At 72.7% G+C, this 21,144-nt stretch carries 15 protein-coding genes; 4 read left to right on the top strand and 11 right to left on the bottom strand.

All coding sequences use genetic code 11. From position 1 onward, the window contains the following. Positions 1-45: 45 nt before the first annotated feature. Together FL583_RS21065 and FL583_RS21060 are read left to right on the top strand one after the other, a co-directional pair. The gene (locus FL583_RS21065; RefSeq protein ID WP_142706426.1) at positions 46-795 is read left to right on the top strand and encodes an ABC transporter ATP-binding protein; all 750 of its coding nucleotides are present in this window, start codon (positions 46-48) and stop codon (positions 793-795) included. Next, entirely contained in the window at positions 792-3,269 is a 2,478-nt protein-coding gene (locus tag FL583_RS21060; protein ID WP_142706425.1) for an FtsX-like permease family protein, read from the top strand. The genes FL583_RS21065 and FL583_RS21060 overlap by 4 nt, the downstream gene beginning before the upstream one ends. Here the strand turns inward: FL583_RS21060 and FL583_RS21055 are convergent. Further along, the gene (locus FL583_RS21055) at positions 3,259-4,473 is read right to left on the bottom strand and encodes an MFS transporter (protein WP_142706424.1); all 1,215 of its coding nucleotides are present in this window, start codon (positions 4,471-4,473) and stop codon (positions 3,259-3,261) included. The genes FL583_RS21060 and FL583_RS21055 overlap by 11 nt on opposite strands. 76 nt (positions 4,474-4,549) lie before the next feature. Here FL583_RS21055 and FL583_RS21050 point away from each other — a divergent pair, with 76 nt between their 5' ends. After that, positions 4,550-5,656: an ArsR/SmtB family transcription factor gene (locus FL583_RS21050; RefSeq protein WP_170323790.1), complete on the top strand. Its 1,107-nt coding sequence runs from the start codon at positions 4,550-4,552 to the stop codon at positions 5,654-5,656. Positions 5,657-6,014: 358 nt separating this feature from the next. Here FL583_RS21050 and FL583_RS21045 read toward each other — a convergent pair whose 3' ends face one another. The 5 genes from FL583_RS21045 to FL583_RS21025 all read right to left on the bottom strand — a co-directional run bounded on the left by FL583_RS21045 (position 6,015) and on the right by FL583_RS21025 (position 10,083). Beyond that, positions 6,015-6,293, bottom strand: a complete 279-nt coding sequence (locus FL583_RS21045; RefSeq protein ID WP_142706423.1) for a hypothetical protein — start codon at positions 6,291-6,293, stop codon at positions 6,015-6,017. 1,020 nt (positions 6,294-7,313) lie between these two features. Next, positions 7,314-7,658 carry an MmcQ/YjbR family DNA-binding protein gene (locus FL583_RS21040; protein WP_142706422.1) on the bottom strand — a complete coding sequence of 115 codons (345 nt, stop codon included), beginning with the start codon at positions 7,656-7,658 and terminating at the stop codon, positions 7,314-7,316. 30 nt (positions 7,659-7,688) lie between these two features. Further along, entirely contained in the window at positions 7,689-7,874 is a 186-nt protein-coding gene (locus tag FL583_RS21035; protein ID WP_142706421.1) for a hypothetical protein, read from the bottom strand. An 84-nt stretch (positions 7,875-7,958) separates the two neighbouring features. Continuing rightward, a complete protein-coding gene (locus FL583_RS21030) occupies positions 7,959-8,960 on the bottom strand; it encodes a Gfo/Idh/MocA family protein (protein ID WP_142706420.1) in 1,002 nt (333 codons plus the stop codon). Between the two features lies 1 nt (position 8,961). After that, a complete protein-coding gene (locus FL583_RS21025) occupies positions 8,962-10,083 on the bottom strand; it encodes a phytanoyl-CoA dioxygenase family protein (RefSeq protein ID WP_142706419.1) in 1,122 nt (373 codons plus the stop codon). A gap of 98 nt (positions 10,084-10,181) precedes the next feature. Here FL583_RS21025 and FL583_RS21020 point away from each other — a divergent pair, with 98 nt between their 5' ends. Further along, the gene (locus FL583_RS21020; protein ID WP_142706418.1) at positions 10,182-11,186 is read left to right on the top strand and encodes a LacI family DNA-binding transcriptional regulator; all 1,005 of its coding nucleotides are present in this window, start codon (positions 10,182-10,184) and stop codon (positions 11,184-11,186) included. A gap of 1,146 nt (positions 11,187-12,332) precedes the next feature. Here FL583_RS21020 and FL583_RS21015 read toward each other — a convergent pair. The 5 genes from FL583_RS21015 to FL583_RS20995 all read right to left on the bottom strand — a co-directional run bounded on the left by FL583_RS21015 (position 12,333) and on the right by FL583_RS20995 (position 21,129). After that, positions 12,333-13,046, bottom strand: coding sequence for a FadR/GntR family transcriptional regulator (locus FL583_RS21015; protein ID WP_205752315.1), 714 nt, complete (start codon positions 13,044-13,046; stop codon positions 12,333-12,335). Between the two features lie 19 nt (positions 13,047-13,065). Then, positions 13,066-14,037, bottom strand: coding sequence for a carbon-nitrogen hydrolase family protein (locus FL583_RS21010; protein WP_142706588.1), 972 nt, complete (start codon positions 14,035-14,037; stop codon positions 13,066-13,068). 4 nt (positions 14,038-14,041) lie between these two features. Next, on the bottom strand, positions 14,042-15,457 hold the full coding sequence (locus FL583_RS21005) for a glutamine synthetase family protein (RefSeq protein ID WP_142706416.1): 1,416 nt from the start codon (positions 15,455-15,457) through the stop codon (positions 14,042-14,044). An 831-nt stretch (positions 15,458-16,288) separates the two neighbouring features. Beyond that, positions 16,289-19,552 (bottom strand): carboxyl transferase domain-containing protein, encoded by a 3,264-nt coding sequence (locus FL583_RS21000; RefSeq protein ID WP_205752313.1) that lies wholly within the window; start codon positions 19,550-19,552, stop codon positions 16,289-16,291. Continuing rightward, on the bottom strand, positions 19,549-21,129 hold the full coding sequence (locus FL583_RS20995) for an AMP-binding protein (protein WP_142706414.1): 1,581 nt from the start codon (positions 21,127-21,129) through the stop codon (positions 19,549-19,551). Before FL583_RS20995 ends, FL583_RS21000 begins: the two co-directional genes overlap by 4 nt. Positions 21,130-21,144 lie beyond the last annotated feature (15 nt).

Genomic DNA, 21,144 nt, shown 5'->3' with positions numbered 1-21,144 from the left:
CGGAAATAGCGTCTCCGTAGTGCACAAACACGGAGAGGCGAACCGATGTCCGTCCACACTGAAGCCGTCCGGGTGGAACAGCTCACCCGCGTCTACGGCACCGACCAGCAGCCGGTCACGGCGCTGGCCGGCGTCGACGCGGTGTTCGTCCGCGGCACGTTCACCGCGGTGATGGGACCCTCCGGGTCGGGCAAGAGCACGCTCCTGCAGACCGCGGCCGGGCTCGACCGGCCGACGTCCGGGCGGGTCCGGCTGGGCGACACCGAGCTGTCGGGCCTGTCGGAGACCCAGCTGACGAAGCTGCGCCGCGACCGGATCGGCTTCGTCTTCCAGGCGTTCAACCTGCTCGGCGCGCTCACCGTCGAGGAGAACATCGTGCTGCCGTCCCGGCTCGCCGGGGTGCGCGTCGACCGCGGCTGGCTCGCCGAGGTCGTGCAGCGCGTCGGGCTCGACGATCGGCTGACGCACCGCCCGTCGGAGCTCTCCGGCGGTCAGCAGCAGCGGGTCGCGATCGCCCGCGCGCTGGTCACCCGGCCCGAGGTGATCTTCTGCGACGAGCCGACCGGCGCGCTCGACACGGCCACCGCCGCCGACGTGCTCACGCTGCTGCGGATGCTCGTCGACACCCACGGCCAGACCGTCGTCATGGTGACCCACGACCCGGTCGCGGCCTCCTACGCCGACCGGGTCCTGGTGCTCGCCGACGGCCGCCTGGTGCTGGACCTCCCGCAGCCCGGCGCCACGCGGATCGCCGAGGTTCTGGCCACGCTGGGTCGTTCGCGGGTGCGGTCATGATCGATCTCGCGTTCCGGATGATCCGGCACCGCTGGGGCAGCGCGGTCGCGACGCTGGTCGCGCTGGCCACCGGCGTGATGATCCTGATGAGCATGGGCACGCTCGTCGAGTCGGCGGTGTTCTTCCACCCGTCGGCCGAGCGGTACGCCCGCGCCGACGTCGTCGTCGCCCGGCAAGAGGTCGTCCGGCGGACGAAGGAGTTCGACGGCGACGTCACGACCAGCATGGTCCGCCTGCCGGGCGGGACCGTTCCGATCGCGGTCGCGGACCGCGTCCGGACGCTGGCCGGGGTCGAGTCGGCCGTGGCCGACGTGGCGGTTCCGGTGACGGCCGGGCCGGTCCGCGCCGTCGGGCACGGGTGGAGCAGCGCGGCCTTCGGCCGGTCGCCGCTGACGTCCGGCTCGGCCCCGCGGACCGACGACGAGGTCGTCGCCGACACCCGCCTCGGGCTTGCGACCGGCGCGCCGGTCGACCTGCTGGTCGGCGGTACGGTGCACCGCTTCACGGTCACCGGTCTCGTTCATGCGGACGCTTCGCCGGTCGCGGTGTTTCTGACTGACGCGCGGGCCGGCGCATTGAACCCGAGTCCGGGCCGGGCGGCGGCGGTGCTGGTACGGGCCGAGCACGGAGTGGACACCGCGGCGCTGGCCAAGGCGGTGTCCGCGGTCGCGGACGGGGCTCAGGTCTACACCGGCGACGACCGGGGGCTGGCCGAGCCGAGCGCGGACCTGGACGGGCGCGACCTGCTGATTCTGCTCGGCGGCTCGTTCGGCGGGTACGTCGTGCTGCTGATCGGGTTCGTGGTGGCCGGGACCGTCGGATTGTCGGTGCGGCACCGGCGGCGGGACCTGGCCCTGCTCCGGGCGATCGCGGCGACCCCGGGGCAGGTGCGCCGGATGATCGTGGCCGAGGCAATGTTGCTGAGCGTTCTCGGCGGCGTGATCGGGCTGCCGCTCGGTGTGCTGGCGACCCGGTGGGTGCACGGCCAGCTGGTGGATCGCGGGTTCGTGCCGGACTCGCTGCCGATCCTGCCCGGCGTCCTGGCTGCTCCGACCGCGGTGCTCGTGACGTCGCTGGTCGCGGTGCTGGCGGCGCTGGCCGCCGCGCGTCGGGTCGCGAAGATCCGGCCGACCGAGGCGCTCGGCGAGGTGGCCGTGGAACCGTCCGGCGGGGGCCGGGTCCGGCGGATCGCCGGGCTGGTGATCCTGGTCGGGGCGGTCGCGGCGGCACCGGCCGCGATCAGTACCGGCGGGGTGGTCGCGGTGGCCTCGGCGACCGGGATGCTCTACCTGTTCGTGCTCGGGGTCGGGCTGCTGGCGCCGGAGATCAACGCGTTCGCCGCCCGGGTGCTCGCGCCGGTGCTGTCGGCGGTGTGGCGGTCGAGCGGCTACCTGGCGGCGGCGAACCTGCGAGCCAACGCCCGCGGCGGCGCGACCGTGCTGACCGCGCTGGTGCTGGCCGTCGGGCTGGGCGGCTCGGTCTGGTTCCTCCAGGACAATCTGCAGCGGACGACCGTCGACCAGCGCCGGGACGGGACGCTGGCCGAGCAGGCGGTGGTGTCTCCCACCGGGCTTCCGGCGTCGGCGGTCGACGAGATCCGGCGGCTGCCGGGCGTCCGCATGGTGACGGCGGTGCGGCAGACGACCGTCGTGGCGCCGGTGTTCGACGGGCTGGAGACGGCCGGGGCGCAGGCCGTGGACCCGGCGACGGTCGGGTCCACCCTGGACCTGGCGGTGACCGACGGATCGCTGGACCGGCTGGGGAAGGACACGGTGGCGGTCTCGGACCTCCGGGCGTCCGGGTCGGGGTGGAAGGTCGGGGACACGGCGGCGGTGACGCTCGCCGACGGGACCCCGGTGAAGTTGAAGGTGATCGCGATCTACCGGCGGGGGCTGGGGTTCGGGGACTTCACGCTCGCGTCGTCGACGGTGGCCGGGCACACGCCGACCGGGCTGGCGGATTCCGTGCTCGTGCGGGGCGCTTCGGTTCCGGGGCTGGCGGATGTGGTCTCCCGGCACCCGGGGGCGTCGGTGGTCGCCCGGGACGAGCTGAGCGCCGGGCTGGCGACGGACCTCGCGGTGAGCGGGTGGGCGAACAAGCTGCTGATCGGGGTGCTGGTCGGGTTCGCGGCGCTGGCCGCGGCGAACACGATGGTGGTGGCCGCGCTGGCCCGGCGGCGGGAGCTGGCGGTGCTGCGGCTGGTCGGGCTGACGAGCCGTCAGGTGAAGCGGATGGTGCACGCGGAGCAGGCCGGGCTGCTGGGGGTGGCGCTGGTGATCGGCGGGACGATCGCGGCCGGGACGCTGGTGGCGGCGGTGAACGCGCTGACCGGGAGCCCGGTGCCGTACGTGCCGGTGGTCGGTGGGGTGGTGGTCGTCGTCGGGGCGGCGGTGCTGGCGCTGGCGACGACCGTGCTGCCGATCGGTCAGCTGCTGCGGACGCCTCCGGTGGAGCAGATGGGGGTCAAGGAGTGACGGGTCCGGGCCGCTGGCGGGTCCTCGCGACGTAGCGGAGGACCAGCGCGTTGGTCAGTAGGGCGGCGGCGCCGCCGGTGGCGATGACCAGGTGGACGGGGGCGAACTCGGCGGCGGTGCCGGCGAGGGTCATGCCCAGGCCCTGGGAGGTCATCGCGCCGGCGGTGAGGAGGGTCAGCGCCCGGCCGCGGAGGGGCTCGGGGACCGCGTCGAGGAACCAGTGGTCGAGGCCGAAGGTGTAGACGACGCCGGCGCCGATGCCGATCTGGATCAGCAAGGCCCAGGGGAGGGACGGGTGCGTCACGTAGGCGAGCGGGGGGAGCGTGGCGAGCAGGACGATCGGGGCCGAGAGGCGGGTGCGGGCCGAGGGGCTGAGGAAGGTGCCGGCCAGGAGGGAGGCGCCGACCGCGCCGATCGGCATGCCGGTGAGGAGGAGGCCGAGGCCGGCCGGCGTGGTGCGGAGGGTGGCGGAGTACGGGGTGAGCAGGGCTTCGGAGACGACGACGAACATCGGCGGGATCCAAGCGAGGAGGTAGAGGGCGCGGAGACGGGGGATCCGGGCCAGGTGGGTGGCGCCGGAGAGGGAGGCCGTCAGCAGGCGGGTGCGGGTGGCGTTCGCGGCGGCGACGCGGGGTGGACGGGCGGGGAGGGCGGAGCGGATGAGGGTGGCGGAGGCGAGGAACGTGAGGACCGTGACGGCGAGTACGGTGCGCGGTTCGAGGGCGGCGAGGAGCAGCCCGCCCGCGCCGAACCCGGTGAGCTGCGCGGTCTGGTTGACCACGCGCAGCAGCGAATTGCCGAGCGGGAAGACGTCGGCGGGCAGGACGTCGGCCAGGGCGGCGGCGCGGGTGCCGGCGAAGACCGGCGCGACCGCGGCCAGCAGGCAGCGCAGGAGCAGCAACCCGGCGATCGGCATCCCCGGTACGACGAGGCCGGCCGCGGCGCAGGCGCAGATCAGGTCGCAGACGACCATCACCCGGCGGGCCGGCAGCCGGTCCGCGACCGCGGAGAGCACGGTGCCGCCGACGACATAGGGAAGCAGCCCGAGCGCGAACGTCAGAGCCGTGAGAAGCGGCGATCCGGTCCGGCGGAAGACCAGGACGGACAGCGCGATCTCGCCCACGACGACGCCGAGCGTGGAGAGGAGGTGGGCGGCGAAGACGGCGCGGAAGTCGGGGACCGCGAGCACGGATCGGTAGGACACGGGAGTCGAGCGTCCGTGGGTTTCGGCGTTCCTTCTAGTGTTTCGGGTGGAGCCGAAAGTCCGGGGGTGGGTGCGGGTGCCGCTGCGGTTGCGGTTCGCGGGGTCGGACCTGCTGCGGTGCCGGTTCGCGGTGTCGCCGCTGTGTGAGACGCACGAGGCGGTGCGGACGTTGCTGCGTCCGGCGCGGCACGGGTTTCATCGGAGCTGGCTAGCGCGGGGTGAGGGTCTCGATCTGGGGCCGTTGCCGCTGGTGATGCCGGTGCGGGGGTACACGCCGGATTTCCTGGGTCCGCCGCCGGAGGCTCCGCTCGGCCGGGTCGTCGAGTTCGCCGAGGAGTTGGCGCGCCTGCGCGCGACCGATCCGGGGCTGGCGTACGAGGAGCTTCGCGAATCGTTCTCGAGTAGGGGGTTGGCGGGGTGGGGTCGGTGGGACGAGCCGGCGGCGCGGGTTTCGCGGGACGGCCTGGCGGGGCGGGTTTCGCGGGATGGCCCGGCGGGGCGGGCGCGGAGGGGCGGACCGGCGGGGCGGGGTCGTGGGGAGGAGCCGGCGGCGCGGGCGTTGCTGGACGACCCGGCGGCGGCCGTGCGCGCACTGGCGGACGCGACCGAGCGGGCCTGGGAAGCGCTGGTCGCGCCGGACTGGCCGAGGCTGCGCGAGGTCCTCGAAGCGGACATCGCCGAGCGGTCGAGGCGTCTCACGTCCGGCGGCTTGCAGGCGCTGTTCGCCGACCTGCACCCGGACGTGACCTGGACCGGTGACACCCTACTGCTGCGCCGAGGCTCCACGCCGCTGGGCGAACAGGACCTGAGCGGGCGGGGTCTGCTACTGATGCCGAGCGTTTTCGTCTGGCCCGACACCGTGAGCGGCTTCGCCCCGCGCTGGCAGCCGACCGTGATCTATCCGGCCAGGGGTATGGCCCGAGCCTGGGAGCCGGCCGCGCAGCGCCCAGGAGTCGCGCTGGCCCGGTTGCTGGGCCCGAACCGGGCCGCGCTGCTGTGGAGTCTGGACACTCCGGCGTCGACATCTGTGCTGGCGGCCAGGCACGGCTTGGCGCTATCGACGGTGTCCGCCCATTTGGCGATCCTCCGCGATGCCGGCCTGGTGACGTCCAGCCGCCGGGCGCACGAGGTCCGATACGCCCGCTCCAAGCTGGGCGACGCGCTGGCGCGGGGTCGTCTGTGACGGTGGGTTTGTGGGCGCCGTTCCGGCGGGTGTGCGTCTTCGGGTGAGTGATCAGCCGAGGCGAGCGCAGTCGTTTGCGAACGCGGGGATCGTGGTCCTGCTCCGATCGCGAGGGCCGCCGCCATTCCGAGCGCCCCTCGCCGCCGCCCAGGGCGCCGACGGAAGCCGTCCAAGTCCGGGTCTGATCGAAAGAGGACACCGACAAGCGAGGGATGTGGCCCGCAGTGAGCCGGGCGCGCCGGGCGCGGGGAGCATGCCGCTGGCACCCGCACCAACAACCGCCCGAGGAATCGCCGCGCCACCGGACGATCCACACCACGCCCAGCCGCAGCACCGTCCCCCGGTAGCCGCCCGCCGCCTACCCCCGACCAAGACGGCCACCCGTGGCCGGGATCGTGGCCGGGATCGCCACCGTGGCCGGGATTGCCACCGCAACTGGGACCGGGACCGCCATCGCGACGGCGACCGGCCCCCCACCCGACACCGGGACGTTGACCCCCACGGCGACCGGGACCTTGAGCGCCACGGCGACCGGGACCTTGAGCGCCACGGCGACCGGGACCTTGAGCGCCACGGCGACCGGGACCTTGAGCGCCACGGCGACCGGGACCTCGGCCGAGGTCGCCACTGGAACCATGACCGCCACGCCGACCGTGCCCCAAGACGGCAACAGCGACCGTGGCCGCGACCGTGGCCGGGGTCGCCGCTGGGCCCATGACCGTCATGGCGACCGTTCGTCCTGACGGCAAGTGACCGCGGGCGGCCATCGTGGCCGGGGTCGGCGCTGGGGCTATGACCGTCATGGCGACCGTTCGTCCTGACGGCAAGTGACCGCGGGCGGCCACCGTGGCCCGGATCGCCCCTGGGCCTATGACGCTACGGCGACCGTTCTCCATGACCGCAGTAACGACCTGGGGCCGCGACCGTGGCCGGGAACGCCCCTGGGCCCATGACCGCCACGGCGACCGTGCCTCATGACGGCGACCACTAGGCTCGCCGCCGCGACTGGGGCCACGACCGCCATCGTGACGGCGACCGGGACCGCCGCCGGGACCGGGACCCGTGTGCCACCGCCACGCCACCGCGGTCCGGCTCGCTACCGTGGCCCGGATCGCCACCGCCGCCGCGACCGTGTCCATGGCCACCACTGAAGCGGGACGGGGACCGCGATCGGGAGCAACTGCAGCCGGTGAGGAGCGCGGCCCGAGCTGAGCCCCTCGCCTCTCGCTCGGGCGCGGCCAGACGCGGGGCACCGCCGGCGCTGCGTCGCGGGCGGCTTGGCCGATCTCGATGCTGAACATCCGGCCGGAGCCGTCGTCGAGCGCAGTGCCGCCCGAACAGAGCCCGACCACCAGTGCGAGCTCAACCCCGAGAGCAACCCGCCCACGACGATCCGGGACCTATCACCGCTACACGCACGCCACCACCGCCCCACGGACCAGCACCGCCCACCGAGCAGCCACCGCCGCCCACCTACCCGGCCCCGACCCCCAGCCCTAAGCCCCCGGCCCGCCAGCCGCCTGGCCCGGCCTGCGGCCCGGCCCCCGGCCTGCGGCCCGGCCCCCGGCCTGCGGCCCGGCCCCGAGCCCCGGACCGGCCCCGAGCCCCGGACCGGCCCCGAGCCCCGGACCGGCCCCGCCCCTCCGGCGCGTGGCGGTCAGTCTGCCGGCCCCCGCATCTGCCACGCATCCGTGATCAGCTCAGTCAGCCGCCCAACCCCCACTTCAGCCAACCGCACCATCACCAACGGCAAATCCCCATACCCCGGCGCCGTGAAGAACAACTCCGGCTCCCCCAACAGCAGAGCCTGCTTCTCCGCCTCGTCGCCCACGAACAGCACCGCCACATCCGTCCGGATCCGCCGCGGCTGGCCAGGAAGCCGCTCCGGATACGACCACACGAACCCCTTGCCGCCGACCCGGAAATCGAACCCGGCGCTCTCGATCTCCTCGACCTGCGGCAACCCCAGCGCCACCCGGCGCACGTCGTCGGCGTCAGCCATACGGGCAGGCTATCCACCCCCTACGACACTTCACCCGCCCGCCGCGACCGTCGCCACCACGATCACCACGACGCCCAGCAGGAGCAGGCCCAGCCCTCGGTAGGCCCAGATGTTCCACGGCCGGACCTCGCGGCCGGTCGCCCCGAGGAACGCCCGATGGATCGCCATCACGGTCATGCTCGGCAGATCGAAGAACAGGAAACTGGCACAGCCCACGACGACCCCCCACTACTCGGTGTCCGAATCGTGTTACGCGGCGCAGCGGAGCGGAAGTGGCCAGTCGGGGGCCAATCGCGACAGTCAGCCGCGCACCTCGTCGACCCGGACCGGGCGGTGTTCGCGCAGCGAGAGGCCGCAGGCCTCGGCGATCCAGTCGGCCGCCAGCGCGTCGGCCATCGTGCACGGCGACGGCCGGCTACCGGCCGCGACCTCCAGGAACGCCTCGAACTCGGCCCGGTACGCGCTCGCGAACCGGTCCATGAAGAACGGGTACGGCACCCCGGCCGGGAACCGCACCCCCGGATCCACCGACCGCAACGGCAACCGGTCGTCGAGCCCGGCCGCGACGCTGTCCGCGGACCCGTGCGCCTCCAGGCGGACGTCGTACCCGCGCGCGTTGTAGCGGGTGTTCGACACGAGCCCGAGCGTCCCGTCGTCGAACGTGAGCACGACCGCCGACGTGTCGACGTCACCGACCTCGGCGAACCACGGCTCGCCCTTGTTGCTGCCGGTCGCGTACACCTCGACGACCTCCCGCCCGGTGACCCACCGGACCACGTCGAAATCGTGCACACCGCAGTCCCGGAACATGCCGCCCGAGGCGGCGATGTACGCGCGCGGCGGCGGCGCCGGGTCGAGCGTCGTCGACCGAACCGTGTGCAGCCACCCCAGCTCCCCGCTCCGCACGGCCGCGTGGACCGCGGCCACGCCCGGGTCGAACCGCCGCTGGAACCCGATCTGCACCGGGACGTCCGCGCCGTCGAGCCGCTGCACCAGCGCGGCCGCGTCGAACGCGGTCGTGGCCAGGGGCTTCTCGCAGAAGACCGGCACCCCGGCCTCGACGGCCGCGGTCAGCAGCGCCGGGTGCGACTCGGTCGAGGCCGCGATCACCACCCCGTCGACGCCGGCCTCCAGCAACGCCTGCGGCGTGTCCACGGCCTCCGCGCCCAGCTGCTCGGCCACCTGTTTGACGACGGCCGGGACGGCGTCGGTGACGACGAGCGAGTCGACGCCCGGCAGCCCGGCGAGGATGCCGGCGTGGCGTTGCCCGATCCGGCCCAGCCCGATGAGTCCGAGACGCATGTCAGTTCCCCCGTCGGCTCGAGTGGGCGGCGAGCGCGCCGCGCACGGTGTCCAGGTCCCAGCCCTCGGCCAGCGCCCGGCGTACGACGTCGGCCTGGCTCGGCGGCGCGAGGCCGTCGACCGGCTGGTCGACGTCGAGGTCGGTCGGGAACGCGTACCCCTCGGCCGAGGCCGCGATGACGTTCTCCGGGTCGGCGAGTTCCCGGAGCACCGGGTACAGCGCAAGGCACATCCGCTCCCGGTCGACGCTTTCCATCGCCCGCCCGAACGCCGACGAGATCTGCAACAGGTTCGCCATTCGCCGGATGTCGGCCGACCGGTTGTGTCCGGCCGCGTGAATCAGCGCCGGATTGAAGAACACCGCGTCGCCCTTTTCCAACGGCAATTGCACGTGGTGAGCCGCGAAATGCTCCTGGAATTCCGGCCGGCTCGTCGCCAGATAGCCGAGCGGGTATTTCTGCGAATGGGGCAGGTACATGGTCGGGCCGCTCTCGACCGGCATGTCGCAGTGCGCGACCGCGCCCTGCAGCGTCAGCGCCGGGGACAGCCGGTGCACCAGCGCCGGATACCGCTCGGCCTGCTCCGCGGACATGAAGCCCAGGTGGTAGTCCCGGTGTCCGGTCTGCGCCGCGCCGCCCGGGTTCACGACGTTGACCTGCGACGTCACCTGGTAGGCCGGACCGAGCCAGGCGGTGGCGGCCAGCGCGATGACGTCGTTGGCGTAGTAGGCCGCGAACGCCTCCGGGTCGCGCAGCGCGAGTTTCTCCAGCGCGTTCCACACCCGGTCGTTGGCGCCCGGCCGGGCGAAATGGTCCCCGCCGGCCGGCTGCTCGGCGATCATCGCGTCGAACGCCGCCGACACCCGGTCGACCACCGCGGCCTCCGGGAACGCGCGCCGGATCACGACGATGCCCGGCCCGTCGAGAAACGCCCGCGCCCACTCGGCCATGAGCTCCCGGCGATCGTCGGCCAGCTTCTCGCCGGAATAGACGAGCACGTCGTCGAGCACCGAATCAGCCAGCGGATAATCGTCCACATTGGTGAGGGAGGGGGCGAGGTCGGAAACGTCGCAATCATTGGCGGAGAGCCAGGCCGCAGGCCGGCGCGTTTCAATCGCGGGCATGGGAATTCCCTTCGGAAGGGGCGTAGTGACAGCGTAAAAAAGCTGAGGCGATAATCAAGCGTCGGCAGCCCTCAAAAACCCCTCAACGGACGGTCACCATGGGTCATCCCTTCCGCATCCGCGAGATTTCGCGGCAGGCCGGGCTGAGCGAGGCGACCGTCGACCGCGTGCTGCACGAGCGCGGCGGCGTGCGCGCGGACACGGTCCGTGAGGTGCACCGGGCGATCGAGGACCTGCAGCGCCAACGCACGCAGCTCCGGCTGGCCGGGCGCACGTTCCTGATCGACGTCGTGATGCAGACGCCGGAGCGGTTCTCGTCGGCGGTGCGGGCGGCGCTCGAGGCCGAGTTACCGTTCCTGCGGCCGGCGGCGATCCGGGCCCGGTTCCACTTCCGGGAGAGTGGTCCGGCGGCTTCGCTGGTCGACGTGCTGGGGCGGATCCGGCGGCGCGGCTCGCACGGCGTCGTCCTGAAGGCGCCGGACACCCCGGAGGTGGTGGCGGCCGCCGACGACCTGGTCCGCGCCGGCGTTCCGGTGCTGACCCTGGTCACGGACCTCAGCGTCGAGGGTCGGATCGCCTACGTCGGGATCGACAACCGCGCCGCCGGCGCGACCGCGGCCTACCTGATCGACCAGTGGCTGTCGGACCGGCCCGGGTCGGTCCTGGTGACGCTGAGCCGCGGATGGTTCCGCGGCGAGGAGGAACGCGTCGCCGGCTTCCGGTCCGCGCTGCCCGGGCGCGCCGTCGTCGAGGTCGACGATACGGACGGTCTGGACGCGACGATGCGCGGCCGGGTTGCGTCGGTTCTGGACGCTCATCTGGACGTTGCGGGGGTGTATTCCGTGGGGGGCGCCAATACCGCGATTCTGGAGGCGTTCGCTGGGCGGGGGCGGTCTTGCCGGGTGTTCGTGGCGCATGATCTCGATGCGGACAACACGCGGTTGCTGCGGGAGGGTCGGATATCGGCGGTGCTGCACCATGATTTGCGTCAGGACATGCGGCGGGCTTGTCATTGTTTGCTGCAGGCGCATGGGGCGTTGCCGGGTCCGATTCGTGCGCGGCCGTCGACGATTCAGGTGGTTACGCCGCACAATTTGCCGTAGGGGTTGTGGGTTTTCGCTTGTGCTGCGGCTCGGGTGTGGGCGACGGGGATCGGCTGGTCGGTGGGGTCTGGCCGGTTGGGTGTGCTCGGGTGCGGCGGGGCTGGCCGGGTGACGGCGCGGTGTGGCGTGGTTGTGTCGATGGCGGTTGGTGCCGGGGGATTTGCGGGGGACCGGCTCACCGGTCAGGCGGCTGGGGCGTAGGCCGGGGAGTCGCGGCGCGTCGATGAGCTGGGGTGAGCTGGCGGCAGTGAGCGGTTGTGGGAGAGCTGTTAGGGCGCGGGGTGCCTGGTGGTGGGCGCGCTTGTTGGTGGGTGGGCCGGCGGGCGCGCTGTTGGTGGGTGGGCCGGCGGGAGGGCTGTCGGTGGGTGGGCTAGGGGTCGTCGGGTGGAGGTCCTGTGCGCAATCGGGTCAGCAAGCGGGTCGGCGGGAGTCGGTTTAGCTAGTCGGAGGGGGTCGGCCAGCCGGGCGGGAGTTGGTAGGTGGGCCGGCCTGGGGTCGGTGGGTGGCTGGAGTGGCCCTGCGGGGTGCGGGTCGGCCGATTCGGGTCGGCGGGTGCCCGGGCAGCCCGACGACGGCAGGCGCTGAGGGCGGGCCGAGCAGCGGCGGCACTTCTGTCGGATCGCAGTCGGACCGGAACGCCGTAACGCGATCGGGTGCCGGAAGCGGAGCCGCCACCGGTCAGCGGCAGCGCTTCGGCGGTCAGTGGCAGCGCGAAGGCGGTCGGCGGCAGCGCTTAGGCGGGCAGCGGATCGGCGGACGGCCGGGGAGATGGCGGGCTTCGGAGGTGGGGTCCGCGCCAGACCAGCTCCTCCGTGCTGCACGTCGGCGGCGGTGCAGTAGCGACTCCCCGGCCGCGAATCGGTGGACAGCGGGTCGGCGAGTGGCGTGTTCGGATCGGCGGGGCGTCGGGGGAGCCGGCGAGTGATCGGTGGGTCGCTTTCTCGGCGGGTGGGTCGGTCGCGCGACACGAGCAGCGGCTGTTGGGACAGGTGGCGTGCCGGATCCCTACGGTGCCACCGACCCCATACCGCCATGAAGGGTTCACGCTGTGCCGACCTTCCGGGGTCTCCCGGTGCCTGGAGAGCCCGGTAACTCGTGAATCCGCTCTCCGCGACCCGGCACCCCAACCAACCAAGAACCCCCGCGCTACTCGCGCCCCGCCGGGCGCGGACTCTTCGCGCCCCCATCCAGCAAGTCATCGCACGTCCCGACCAAATGAGACAGCATCCGCTCGGCGGCCAGCGCGGGGTCGCCCGCGGCAATCGCCTCATAGATCCAGCGATGCTCGGCCAACGACCTGGCCGGCTGGCCGGCCCTGGTCAGCGACGTCTCCGAGGTCTTGTCGAACGACTCCCGAATCCCGCCCACCAACTGGATCAAGATCGGATTGTGCGACGCCGCCACCACGCCCAGGTGAAACCGCCGGTCGCCGTCCAGGGCCGGCTCGCCGGCGGCGATCTCCTCTTTCATCCGATCCAGGGCCGCGGCGATCGACGCCAGATCCGCCTCGGTGGCCCGGCTCGCGGCCAGGCGGGCACACTGCACCTCGATCGCCTGCCTGGCCTCCCAGATGTACGGATGATCGACGTGGGTCGCGACCAGCTCCTGGGCCAGCGAACTGATCAGATCCTCGGACCGGTTCAGCAGGTAGATGCCCTCGCCGTGGCGGACCTCGACTATTCCCTGCGCGCGTAGCGCGGTGATCGCCTCGCGGATCGTCGACCGGCCGACGCCGAGTTCGGCGGCCAGCTCCCGCTCGGTCATCAGCTTGTCGCCGGGCTGGAGCCCGTTGTCGTCGATGAACTCGCGCAGCCGATCGGCGACCTGCTCGTACACCGGCTTCCGGGTCACGGGTCGCATCGGCTTCACCCCGTGAACCCTAGTCATCGACGAACCGCACGGCGCCGCGACGGCCCCGGTCGACCGTCGCCGTGAAGACGTCGGGACGGCTGTAGTGGCCGGTCGGGTCGAACGTCAGCCGCTCCTGCGCGACCCGCCGCAGGTCCAGCTCCGCGACGATCACTCCCTCCCGTCCGGAAAGGGGAGGGACGAGCCATTCTCCGTCCGGCCCGGCGATGGCGGAGCCTCCGTCGAACGGCATCCGTTCGAGGTCGGCGCGCAACTCGGCCGCCAGCGGGAAGTCGTCCGGGACGTCGTCCCGAAGGAGGAGGCCTCCGGCCGCGACGCTGAAGACACGGCCCTCCAGGGCCGTGAACCGCGTGATGTCGGACGTCAGTCCGACGGACCCCGGCCACACACCGATGTGGACGTCTTCGCCGCCGCCGTAGAGCGCGTGCCGGGCCTGGGGCATCCAGTTCTCCCAGCAGTTGAGGCTGCCGATCCGCGCGGTGCCCACCGGGTGGGTGCGCAGGCCCGCGCCGTCGCCGTAGGCCCAGACCAGCCGCTCGTCGTAGGTCGGGACCAGCTTCCGGTGGTGCCCGACGAGACCGCGCCGCCCGCCCAACGTCAGCAGGGTGCAGTAGGTGGAGCCACCGGCGCGCTCGGTGACGCCGACGACGAGCGTGAGGTCGAGGTCCGCGGCGACGCGGGTCAGCATGCGCACCTCGGGACCGTCGATCTCGACGGCGGTGCGCAGGTAGTAGGCGTAAGCCTCCTTCTGGAGGGGGTCGCCGAAGGCGGCGCCGTTGGTGCGGGAGAGCCAGTACGGGTAGCCCGACAGGTAGGTCTCGGGGAACGCGAGGACCTCCGCACCGTGGCGCGCGGCCAGCTCGGCGGCCTCGACCGCCCGGGCCAGCCGCGCGGCCACGTCCAGCCACGGGCCTCCGAGCTGGGCCGCGGCGACGACGAGCCGGTCGTCGGAGCCGGTCTCGACCCGGACCAGGAGCTCCAGGTTCTCAGTAGACCTCGAAGTACTCACGCTGCTCCCAGTCGGTGACCGCGGCGTTGAACCGGGCGACCTCGTGCTTCTTGATCATCGTCAGGTAGTCGACGAACGGGTCGCCGAACTCCTTCCGCAGCAGGTCGCTGGTCTCGAAATGGCCGATCGCGTCGGAGAGGGTGGCCGGGAGCGACTCCGCGTCGGCCGCGTACGGCTCGTCGGCCGACGGGCCCGGGTCGAGCTTCTGCGCGAGTCCGTCGCGGCCGGCCGCGACCTGCGACGCCAGGTACAGGTAGGGGTTCGCCGCCGGGTCTCCGACCCGGTTCTCCAGGTGCGTGTTCGCGTCCCCGCGTCCTCCGGTGACGCGGATGAGCGCGCCGCGGTTCTCCTCGGCCCAGGCGATGCGGTCCGGTGCGAACGAATCCGGACGGTAGCGCTTGTAGCCGTTGATCGTCGGGGTGGTGAGCACCGAGCAGGCCAGCGCGTGCTTGAGCAGGCCGCCCATGAAGTGCAGGCCGGTCTCGCTGAGGAGCTCTCCGCCCGCGAAGACGTTCTCGGACTCGTCCGAGCGCAGCGACTGGTGCAGGTGCCAGCCGGACGAGAACGCGTTCGGCAGCGCGGGCCGGGCCATGAACGTCGCGTGGTAGCCGTTGCGGCGGGCGAGCTGCTTGATCGCGGTGCGGGCGAGCACGACCGCGTCGGCCGTGGCCAGGCCGGGGAGCGGGTCGAACGTGAACTCGGTCTGGCCCGGGCCCCACTCGTCCTCGACGGTGGCCAGGGGGAGGCCGAGCTGGACCAGGTTGTCACGGAGGATCGAGAGGATCGGCTCGATCTCGTCGCCGCGCGACTCGGTGAGGTACTGGAAGCCGTGCCCGACCGCGGTGACGCGCGGGGGAGCGGGCGGGTAGCCGGAGTCCTCGAAGCCCAGCATCGGGTCTTCCATCCGGGTCAGGTAGAACTCCAGTTCCGCGCCGGAGACGTACTCGTAGCCCTCGGCGCTCAGCCGTCCGAGCTGGTCGGCCAGCACGCCCCGGGTGTCGAACGGGACGCGCTCGCCGGTGCGGTAGTGCATCTCGGAGAGGATCCAGCCGGTTCCGTCGAGCCAGGGGAGCATCCGGAACGTGAGCGGGTCGGGCACCAGGACGCCGTCCGGGAGGCCGGTCATGCGCGGGTCGCCGAGGGCCGCGTAGGAGAACGGCGGGACGACCGGGTTGTTCGTGGTGTCGAAGATCAGCGTGGCGGTCTGGAAGTCTTTGCCCTGCTTGAGGACGGTGGCGAAGTGGCTTGATTCGAGGGTCTTACCGCGGAGAATGCCGTGTTGGTCGCACCAGGCGATTCGGACTTGGCGGAGGTCCAGGTGGAGTAAGCGTTCGGCTGCTTCGGTTTGTTCTGCCGTCCAGAGCTGGTGGCGGGCGATGAATCCCTCGGCCATGTCGGTCTCCTGGTGGCCCGGTGGTCTGATGACCTGACACTAGGGGTTGGATGTTATCGCTCGGTTACGGCTGGTGGGGCACCATCGGCCGAGATTGCGTGCTCTGCCGGCGGCGATCAGCGTGGCCGTGGAGTTCGCGACCCGCGGCCATCTGGCTGTTGTTCGCGGCCGGGCCGGCCGGATTTCCCCTGCGGATAGCCCAGCTCGTGACCCGCTGATCGGGAGTCGACGGACGTCTCGGCGATGTCGCCGCCGTGGCGGGTGGCGGACGAATATCTCGCCATCCGACCGACTCCACAGCGCGCAGCAGGTGCAAGGGACCCCACCGACGGAGACCGCCCCGGAGCAGGTGGGTGAGTCGCTTCCGGTTCTCGAAATGCGGAAGAGCGCGATTCGGCGCGGCGCCGGCCGAAGGCGTTCCGGTCCGCCCGGGCGAGTCCCGTCGGCCGAACGATCGGGAGAGTGGCCCCGGTGTGGTGGCGGACCGTCAGCCCGGGCGCCTCGGCCCGATGCCGGGTGGCGATTTCCGCACCGGTCGGGCGGCTCGCCCGCCGATCGAACCCACCCCGGAGCGCGGTGGCGCCGAGGAACAGCAGCCGCAGCCTGGGCTCTGGCTGACCGCGAATCGCCAGTGGATGCAACTTCGCCACCGCGGCGGTGGCGTAGAGCGCGGCGAGAACTCCCGACGGAACGCTGAGAACGGTGGATTAGGGTCCGATGTGGAGGAGGCAACCCGTGGAGCCCTTTGCGGAGTTCGGCCGCCTCGGCCGCGGGATGCCGGCGGGCGCGCACCGGACTCCTCACACCGTCGGACCAGTGCGCCCAGGCGGGCTACTCGGCTCGGGCTAGTGCTCGGATCAGGATCGTTCGGGTATCGGCTGGGTCGATGACGTCGTCGATTTCGTAGACGGCGGCTACCGAGAGGGCCTTTCCGCGTTCGTAGTACTCGGCCACGAGCTCGTCGTAGCGGTCGCGGCGGGCTGCCGGGTCGGCGATCGCGTCCAGTTCCTTGCGGTAGCCGAGACGGACCGCGCCCTCCAGGCCCATGCCTCCGAACTCACCGGTGGGCCAGGACGCGGTGTACAGCGGCGCGTGCAGAGAACCCCCGGCCATCGCCATGGCGCCGAGCCCGTAGGCCTTGCGCAGCACGACCGTCACCAGCGGCACGGTGAGTCGCGCGCCGGCGACGAACATCGCGCTGAAGCGCCGGACCGTGGCCGCGCGCTCGGCGTCCGGGCCGACCATGAAGCCCGGGGTGTCGCAGAGGGAGACCACCGGGAGGCGGTGGGACTCGCAGAGCTCGAGGAACGCGGTGGCCTTGTCGGCGGCTTCGGCGTCGATCGCGCCGCCGAGGTGCTCGGGGTTGTTGGCGAGCACGCCGACCGGCCGCCCGTCGAGCCGGGCCAGCGCGGTGATCATGCCTGCTCCGAACCCGCCTCGGAGCTCGAGCACCGACCCGCCGTCGAACAGCGTGTCGAGAACCGGCCGCACCCGGTACGCCCGCAACCGATTCTCCGGAACCACCCCCCGCAAAACCCGCTGATCCCCACCCGCCCCCGCGCGGCCCGCGCCCGCGTCCCCGGCCGCCCCCGCGCCGCCGGCGGCCGCGGCCGCCCCGCCCGCCGGCGGGCGGGCTCCGAAGTACGACAGGTACTGCTTCGCTTCGGCAACCGCGGCCTCGTCGTCGGCAACCACGCGATCAACGACACCGTTCGCCCACTGCACGTCCATCGGCCCCACGTCCCCCGGAGCGACGACCCCGAGCCCGCCCCCCTCGATCATCGCCGGGCCGCCCATCCCGAGGCTGCTCCCCTCGGTGGCGATGATCGTGTCGCAGCTCCCGGCCAGCGCCGCATTACCGGCGAAGCAGTATCCGGACACGATCGCCAGCGTCGGCACCCGCCCGCGCAACTGCGCCATCAGCCGGAACGTCCCCACGTCCAGCTGCGCCACCGCCGACGTGTCGGTGTCCCCGGGCCGCCCCCCGCCGCCCTCGGCGAACATCACCAGCGGCAACCGGAACTCCGCGGCCAGCGTGAACAGCCGGTCGGTCTTCCGGTGGTTGTGGATCCCCTGGGTGCCGGCCAGCACCGTGTAGTCGTACGACATCACCGCGACCGGAAGCCCTCCGACCGTCCCGGTTCCGGTGATCAGCCCGTCGGCAGGCGTCCTCGCGATCAGGTCCTCGAGGCTGCGCCGCCGGCGCTGGGCCGCGATCGTCAGCGCGCCGTACTCGACGAACGAGCCCGGGTCGAGCAGGTCGTCGAGGTTCTCCCGGGCCGTGCGGCGCCCGGCCGCGTGACGCTTGCCGACCGCGTCGGCCCGGGCCTCGTCGAGCCCGACGCGGTGCCGCTCGCGGGTCTCGGCCAGGTCGGCCCGGATCCGGTCCGGGTCCGCCGCCTCGTCGGCGACGGCCGCGGCCTCCGCGTCCCCGGCCGGGCTCAGGTAAACGACCGGCGTCCCGGCCGCGACCGTGTCCCCGACCTTCACCGCGACCGCGTCCACCACGCCGGAGTGCGGCGCCTGCACCACGTGCTCCATCTTCATCGATTCGACGACGACGAGCTCGCCGCCCCCCGCGACGACGTCCCCCTCCGACACCGACACCCCAACGACGACGCCGACGAGCGGACTCGCCACCGGCTCCGAACCGGCGAAAGGCGCAACCTGGTCAGCCCCCCGACCAACGCCCACGCCCGCGCCCCCGCCGGCGGCCGCGCCCGCGCCCGCGCCCGCGGCCGCGTCGCGAGCGGCCGGAGCGCCGACGGACGCGGCCGCCAGCTCGTCGAGGTGGTCGTCGACGAACGTCGTGGTGAGCGCACCGGCCGCCAGCTCCGGCCGACCCAGGAGCGCCCGCAACAACGCCACGTTCACCTCGACGCCGTCGACGACGAACTCACCCAACGCCCGATCCGTCCGCGCGATCGCCGCCGGCAGCGAGCTCCCGCTCCCGATCACCTTCGCCAGCAACGAGTCGTACCGAGGACCGACGACCCACCCCGGATACCCGTGCGTGTCCACCCGCACCCCACGCCCGGTCGGCGGCAGAAACACCCCCAGCACCCCGGTGGCCGGCGCGAACGACGACGTCTCGGTGTTCACCCGAGCCTGCACCGCCGCCCCCAGCGCCCGCGGTGGTTCACGAACACCAAGAGACGCCAGCCGAGAACCCCCGGCCACCCGCAACCCCAACTCCACGAGATCCAGCCCGGTCACCTCCTCGGTCACCGTGTGCTCGACCTGGATCCGCGGGTTCACCTCCAGAAACGCGAACGAGCCCCCCGACACCAGGAACTCCACCGTGGCCAACCCCGAATAGGCCCCGACCAACCGAACCGCCGCCGAGTGCAACTCCGCCCGAAGTGCGACGGCAAGACCGGGCGCCGGCGCCACCTCCACGAGCTTCTGCCGACGCCGCTGGGCCGAGCAGTCCCGATCGCCCAGCACGACGGCGTCCACCCCGTCGCCCAGGATCTGAACCTCGACGTGCCGGGCGTCCACCAGGAGCCGTTCGACGTAGACGGAGCCGTCGCCGAAGGCGGCGCGGGCCTCGGAGGCGCACCGGTCCACCGCGTCGGCGAGGTCCTCGGGGCGGAACACCGGACGCATGCCCCGGCCACCGCCCCCGGCCGTGGCCTTCACCATCACCGCACCGCCCGGGCCGAGGGAGGCCAGGAACTCGTGGGCGTCCTCCGGCCCGGTGGTCCCGTCCAGCACCGGGATGCCGAGCTCGACGGCCCGGGCCCGGGCCGCGGCCTTGTCGCCGAACAGGGCCAGATCCTCGGGGGAGGGCCCGACGAACGTGATCCCGTGCGCGGCGCAGGCCCGGGCCAGCACCGGGCTCTCGGCCAGGAACCCGTAGCCGGGGTGCAGCGCGTCGCAGCCGGCGCGCACCGCCGCGTCCACGATCGCGTCGACGTCCAGGTACGCGGCCGCCCCGGCCCCGGGCAGCTCGACCCATTCGTCGGCCCGGCCGACGTGGGCGCACGAGGCGTCGTCGGCGGGGGCGACGGCCACGGTCGGGATCCCGAGCGTGGCCGCGGTCGACAGGACCCGGACCGCGATCTCGGCCCGGTTTGCGACCAGCAGCTTCACGAGTCGCCCCGGCGCAGCACGATCCCCGCCGCTTCCCGATCCCACACCGCGCCTCCGGACCCGGTCTCCCGCAGGAGATGCTTCGACACCTTCTGCGTCGGAGTCTTCGGCAACTCGGCCGCGAACTCGACGTACCGCGGCACCATGAAGTACGGCAACCGGTCGATCAGGAACCGGGTCAGCTCGGCCGGGTCGATCGTGCGGCCCTCGCGCGGCACGACGACGGCCTTGATCTCGTCCTCGGTCAGCGCGGACGGCACCGCGACGACCGCGCTCTCGTAGACGTCGGGATGCTCGTTGACGATGCGCTCGACCTCGAAGCTGGAGATGTTCTCCCCGCGACGCCGCAGGGCGTCCTTCATCCGGTCGGAGAAGTAGTAGCGGCCCTCGTCGTCGACGCGGAACGCGTCGCCGGTGTGGACCCAGCCGTCGACCAGCGTCTCCGCGGTCTTCTCGGGCAGGTTGTGGTAGCCGCGCATCACCAGCAGCGGGTCTACCGGGCGCACGTGGAGCTCGCCGGCGGTCGCGCTGTTCCCGGACGCATCGACGAGCTTGAGCTCGTACTCGTCCCGGGCGAACCCGCACTCGCCGCCGACGATAGTGCCGGGCGGGCCGTTCAGCACCGCGCCGATCTCGCTCATCCCGTACACGGCGGCGAGCTCGATCCCGAACCGCCGCCGGAATCCGTCGACGTCGCTGGCCAGCGGGGCCATCACGGCCAGCTCGAGCGGGTTGTCCGAATCGGACGGCAGCGGGGCGGCCTGCTGGAGCAGCTCGGCCATCGCGCCGAGCATCACGGTGGTCGTGATCCCGTGCTCGCGGACGGTCGGCCAGAACCGGCTCACCGAGAACGACGGCTCGAGGACGCACACCGCCCGGTGGATCAGCGCCTGGTAGACGCCGTACCACTGCCCGGCCAGGTGGAAGAGCGGCAGCGTCACCAGGATGCGGTCGGTCGGAACCGGGCGTTCCTGGTCCTCGCGGGACGCGTACGTGTAGGCCTGGGCGTGCGAGATCAGGACGCCTTTGGAACGGCCGGTCGTCCCCGAGGTGTACATGTACGCCATCAGGTCGGCGGCGTCGAGCGGCTGCGGGGGAGCCGGATCGGCCGCGGTGAGCTCGTCGAAATCGACCAGGTCCAGGCCGGGGACGGCCTCGGCCGGGCCGCGGACCACGAGCCGGCGCAGCGACGTCAGGTCGGCCGCCACCCGGGCGACGCGCTCGACGTACGGCGCGTCGACGATCAGCGTCTCGGCCCCGGAGTCGTTGAGCACGTGGGTGAGGAACGACCCCTTGTAGGCCGAGTTGATCGGCACCTCGACCAGCCCGCCGAGCGCGGCGCCGGTCCAGGCGTGCACCGCGTCGAGCGAGTTGTCGAGCAGCAGCGCGACCGGTTCCTGACGTTTCGCCCCCAGTGCGGTGAGGCCGGCGGCGATCCGCAGCGAGCGCTCGTGGTGCTCCGCCGTGGTGTACCGGCCGTCCGGACCGATCTGGGTGACGTCGTCGGGCCGCTCGTCGAGCACCCGGTCGTAGGCCGCGCGCAGCGTCCGCTCAGGAACCTTCGGTAACCCCGCCATGCTGCGATACTTTAC

This window comes from Cryptosporangium phraense, assembly GCF_006912135.1.
GTDB classification, from domain to species: Bacteria; Actinomycetota; Actinomycetes; order Mycobacteriales; family Cryptosporangiaceae; genus Cryptosporangium; species Cryptosporangium phraense.
This window is presented reverse-complemented; position numbering and strand designations above follow the sequence as displayed.

Bases quoted from the DNA above. Each gene is read 5' to 3' on its own strand.
- FL583_RS21065 (WP_142706426.1), top strand. From the start codon at position 46: ATGTCCGTCCACACTGAAGCCGTCCGGGTGGAACAGCTCACCCGCGTC.
- FL583_RS21060 (WP_142706425.1), top strand. From the start codon at position 792: ATGATCGATCTCGCGTTCCGGATGATCCGGCACCGCTGGGGCAGCGCG.
- FL583_RS21045 (WP_142706423.1), bottom strand. From the start codon at position 6,293: ATGGTTCCAGTGGCGACCTCGGCCGAGGTCCCGGTCGCCGTGGCGCTC.
- FL583_RS21040 (WP_142706422.1), bottom strand. From the start codon at position 7,658: ATGGCTGACGCCGACGACGTGCGCCGGGTGGCGCTGGGGTTGCCGCAG.
- FL583_RS21030 (WP_142706420.1), bottom strand. From the start codon at position 8,960: ATGCGTCTCGGACTCATCGGGCTGGGCCGGATCGGGCAACGCCACGCC.
- FL583_RS21025 (WP_142706419.1), bottom strand. From the start codon at position 10,083: ATGCCCGCGATTGAAACGCGCCGGCCTGCGGCCTGGCTCTCCGCCAAT.
- FL583_RS21020 (WP_142706418.1), top strand. From the start codon at position 10,182: ATGGGTCATCCCTTCCGCATCCGCGAGATTTCGCGGCAGGCCGGGCTG.
- FL583_RS21015 (WP_205752315.1), bottom strand. From the start codon at position 13,046: ATGCGACCCGTGACCCGGAAGCCGGTGTACGAGCAGGTCGCCGATCGG.
- FL583_RS21005 (WP_142706416.1), bottom strand. From the start codon at position 15,457: ATGGCCGAGGGATTCATCGCCCGCCACCAGCTCTGGACGGCAGAACAA.
- FL583_RS20995 (WP_142706414.1), bottom strand. From the start codon at position 21,129: ATGGCGGGGTTACCGAAGGTTCCTGAGCGGACGCTGCGCGCGGCCTAC.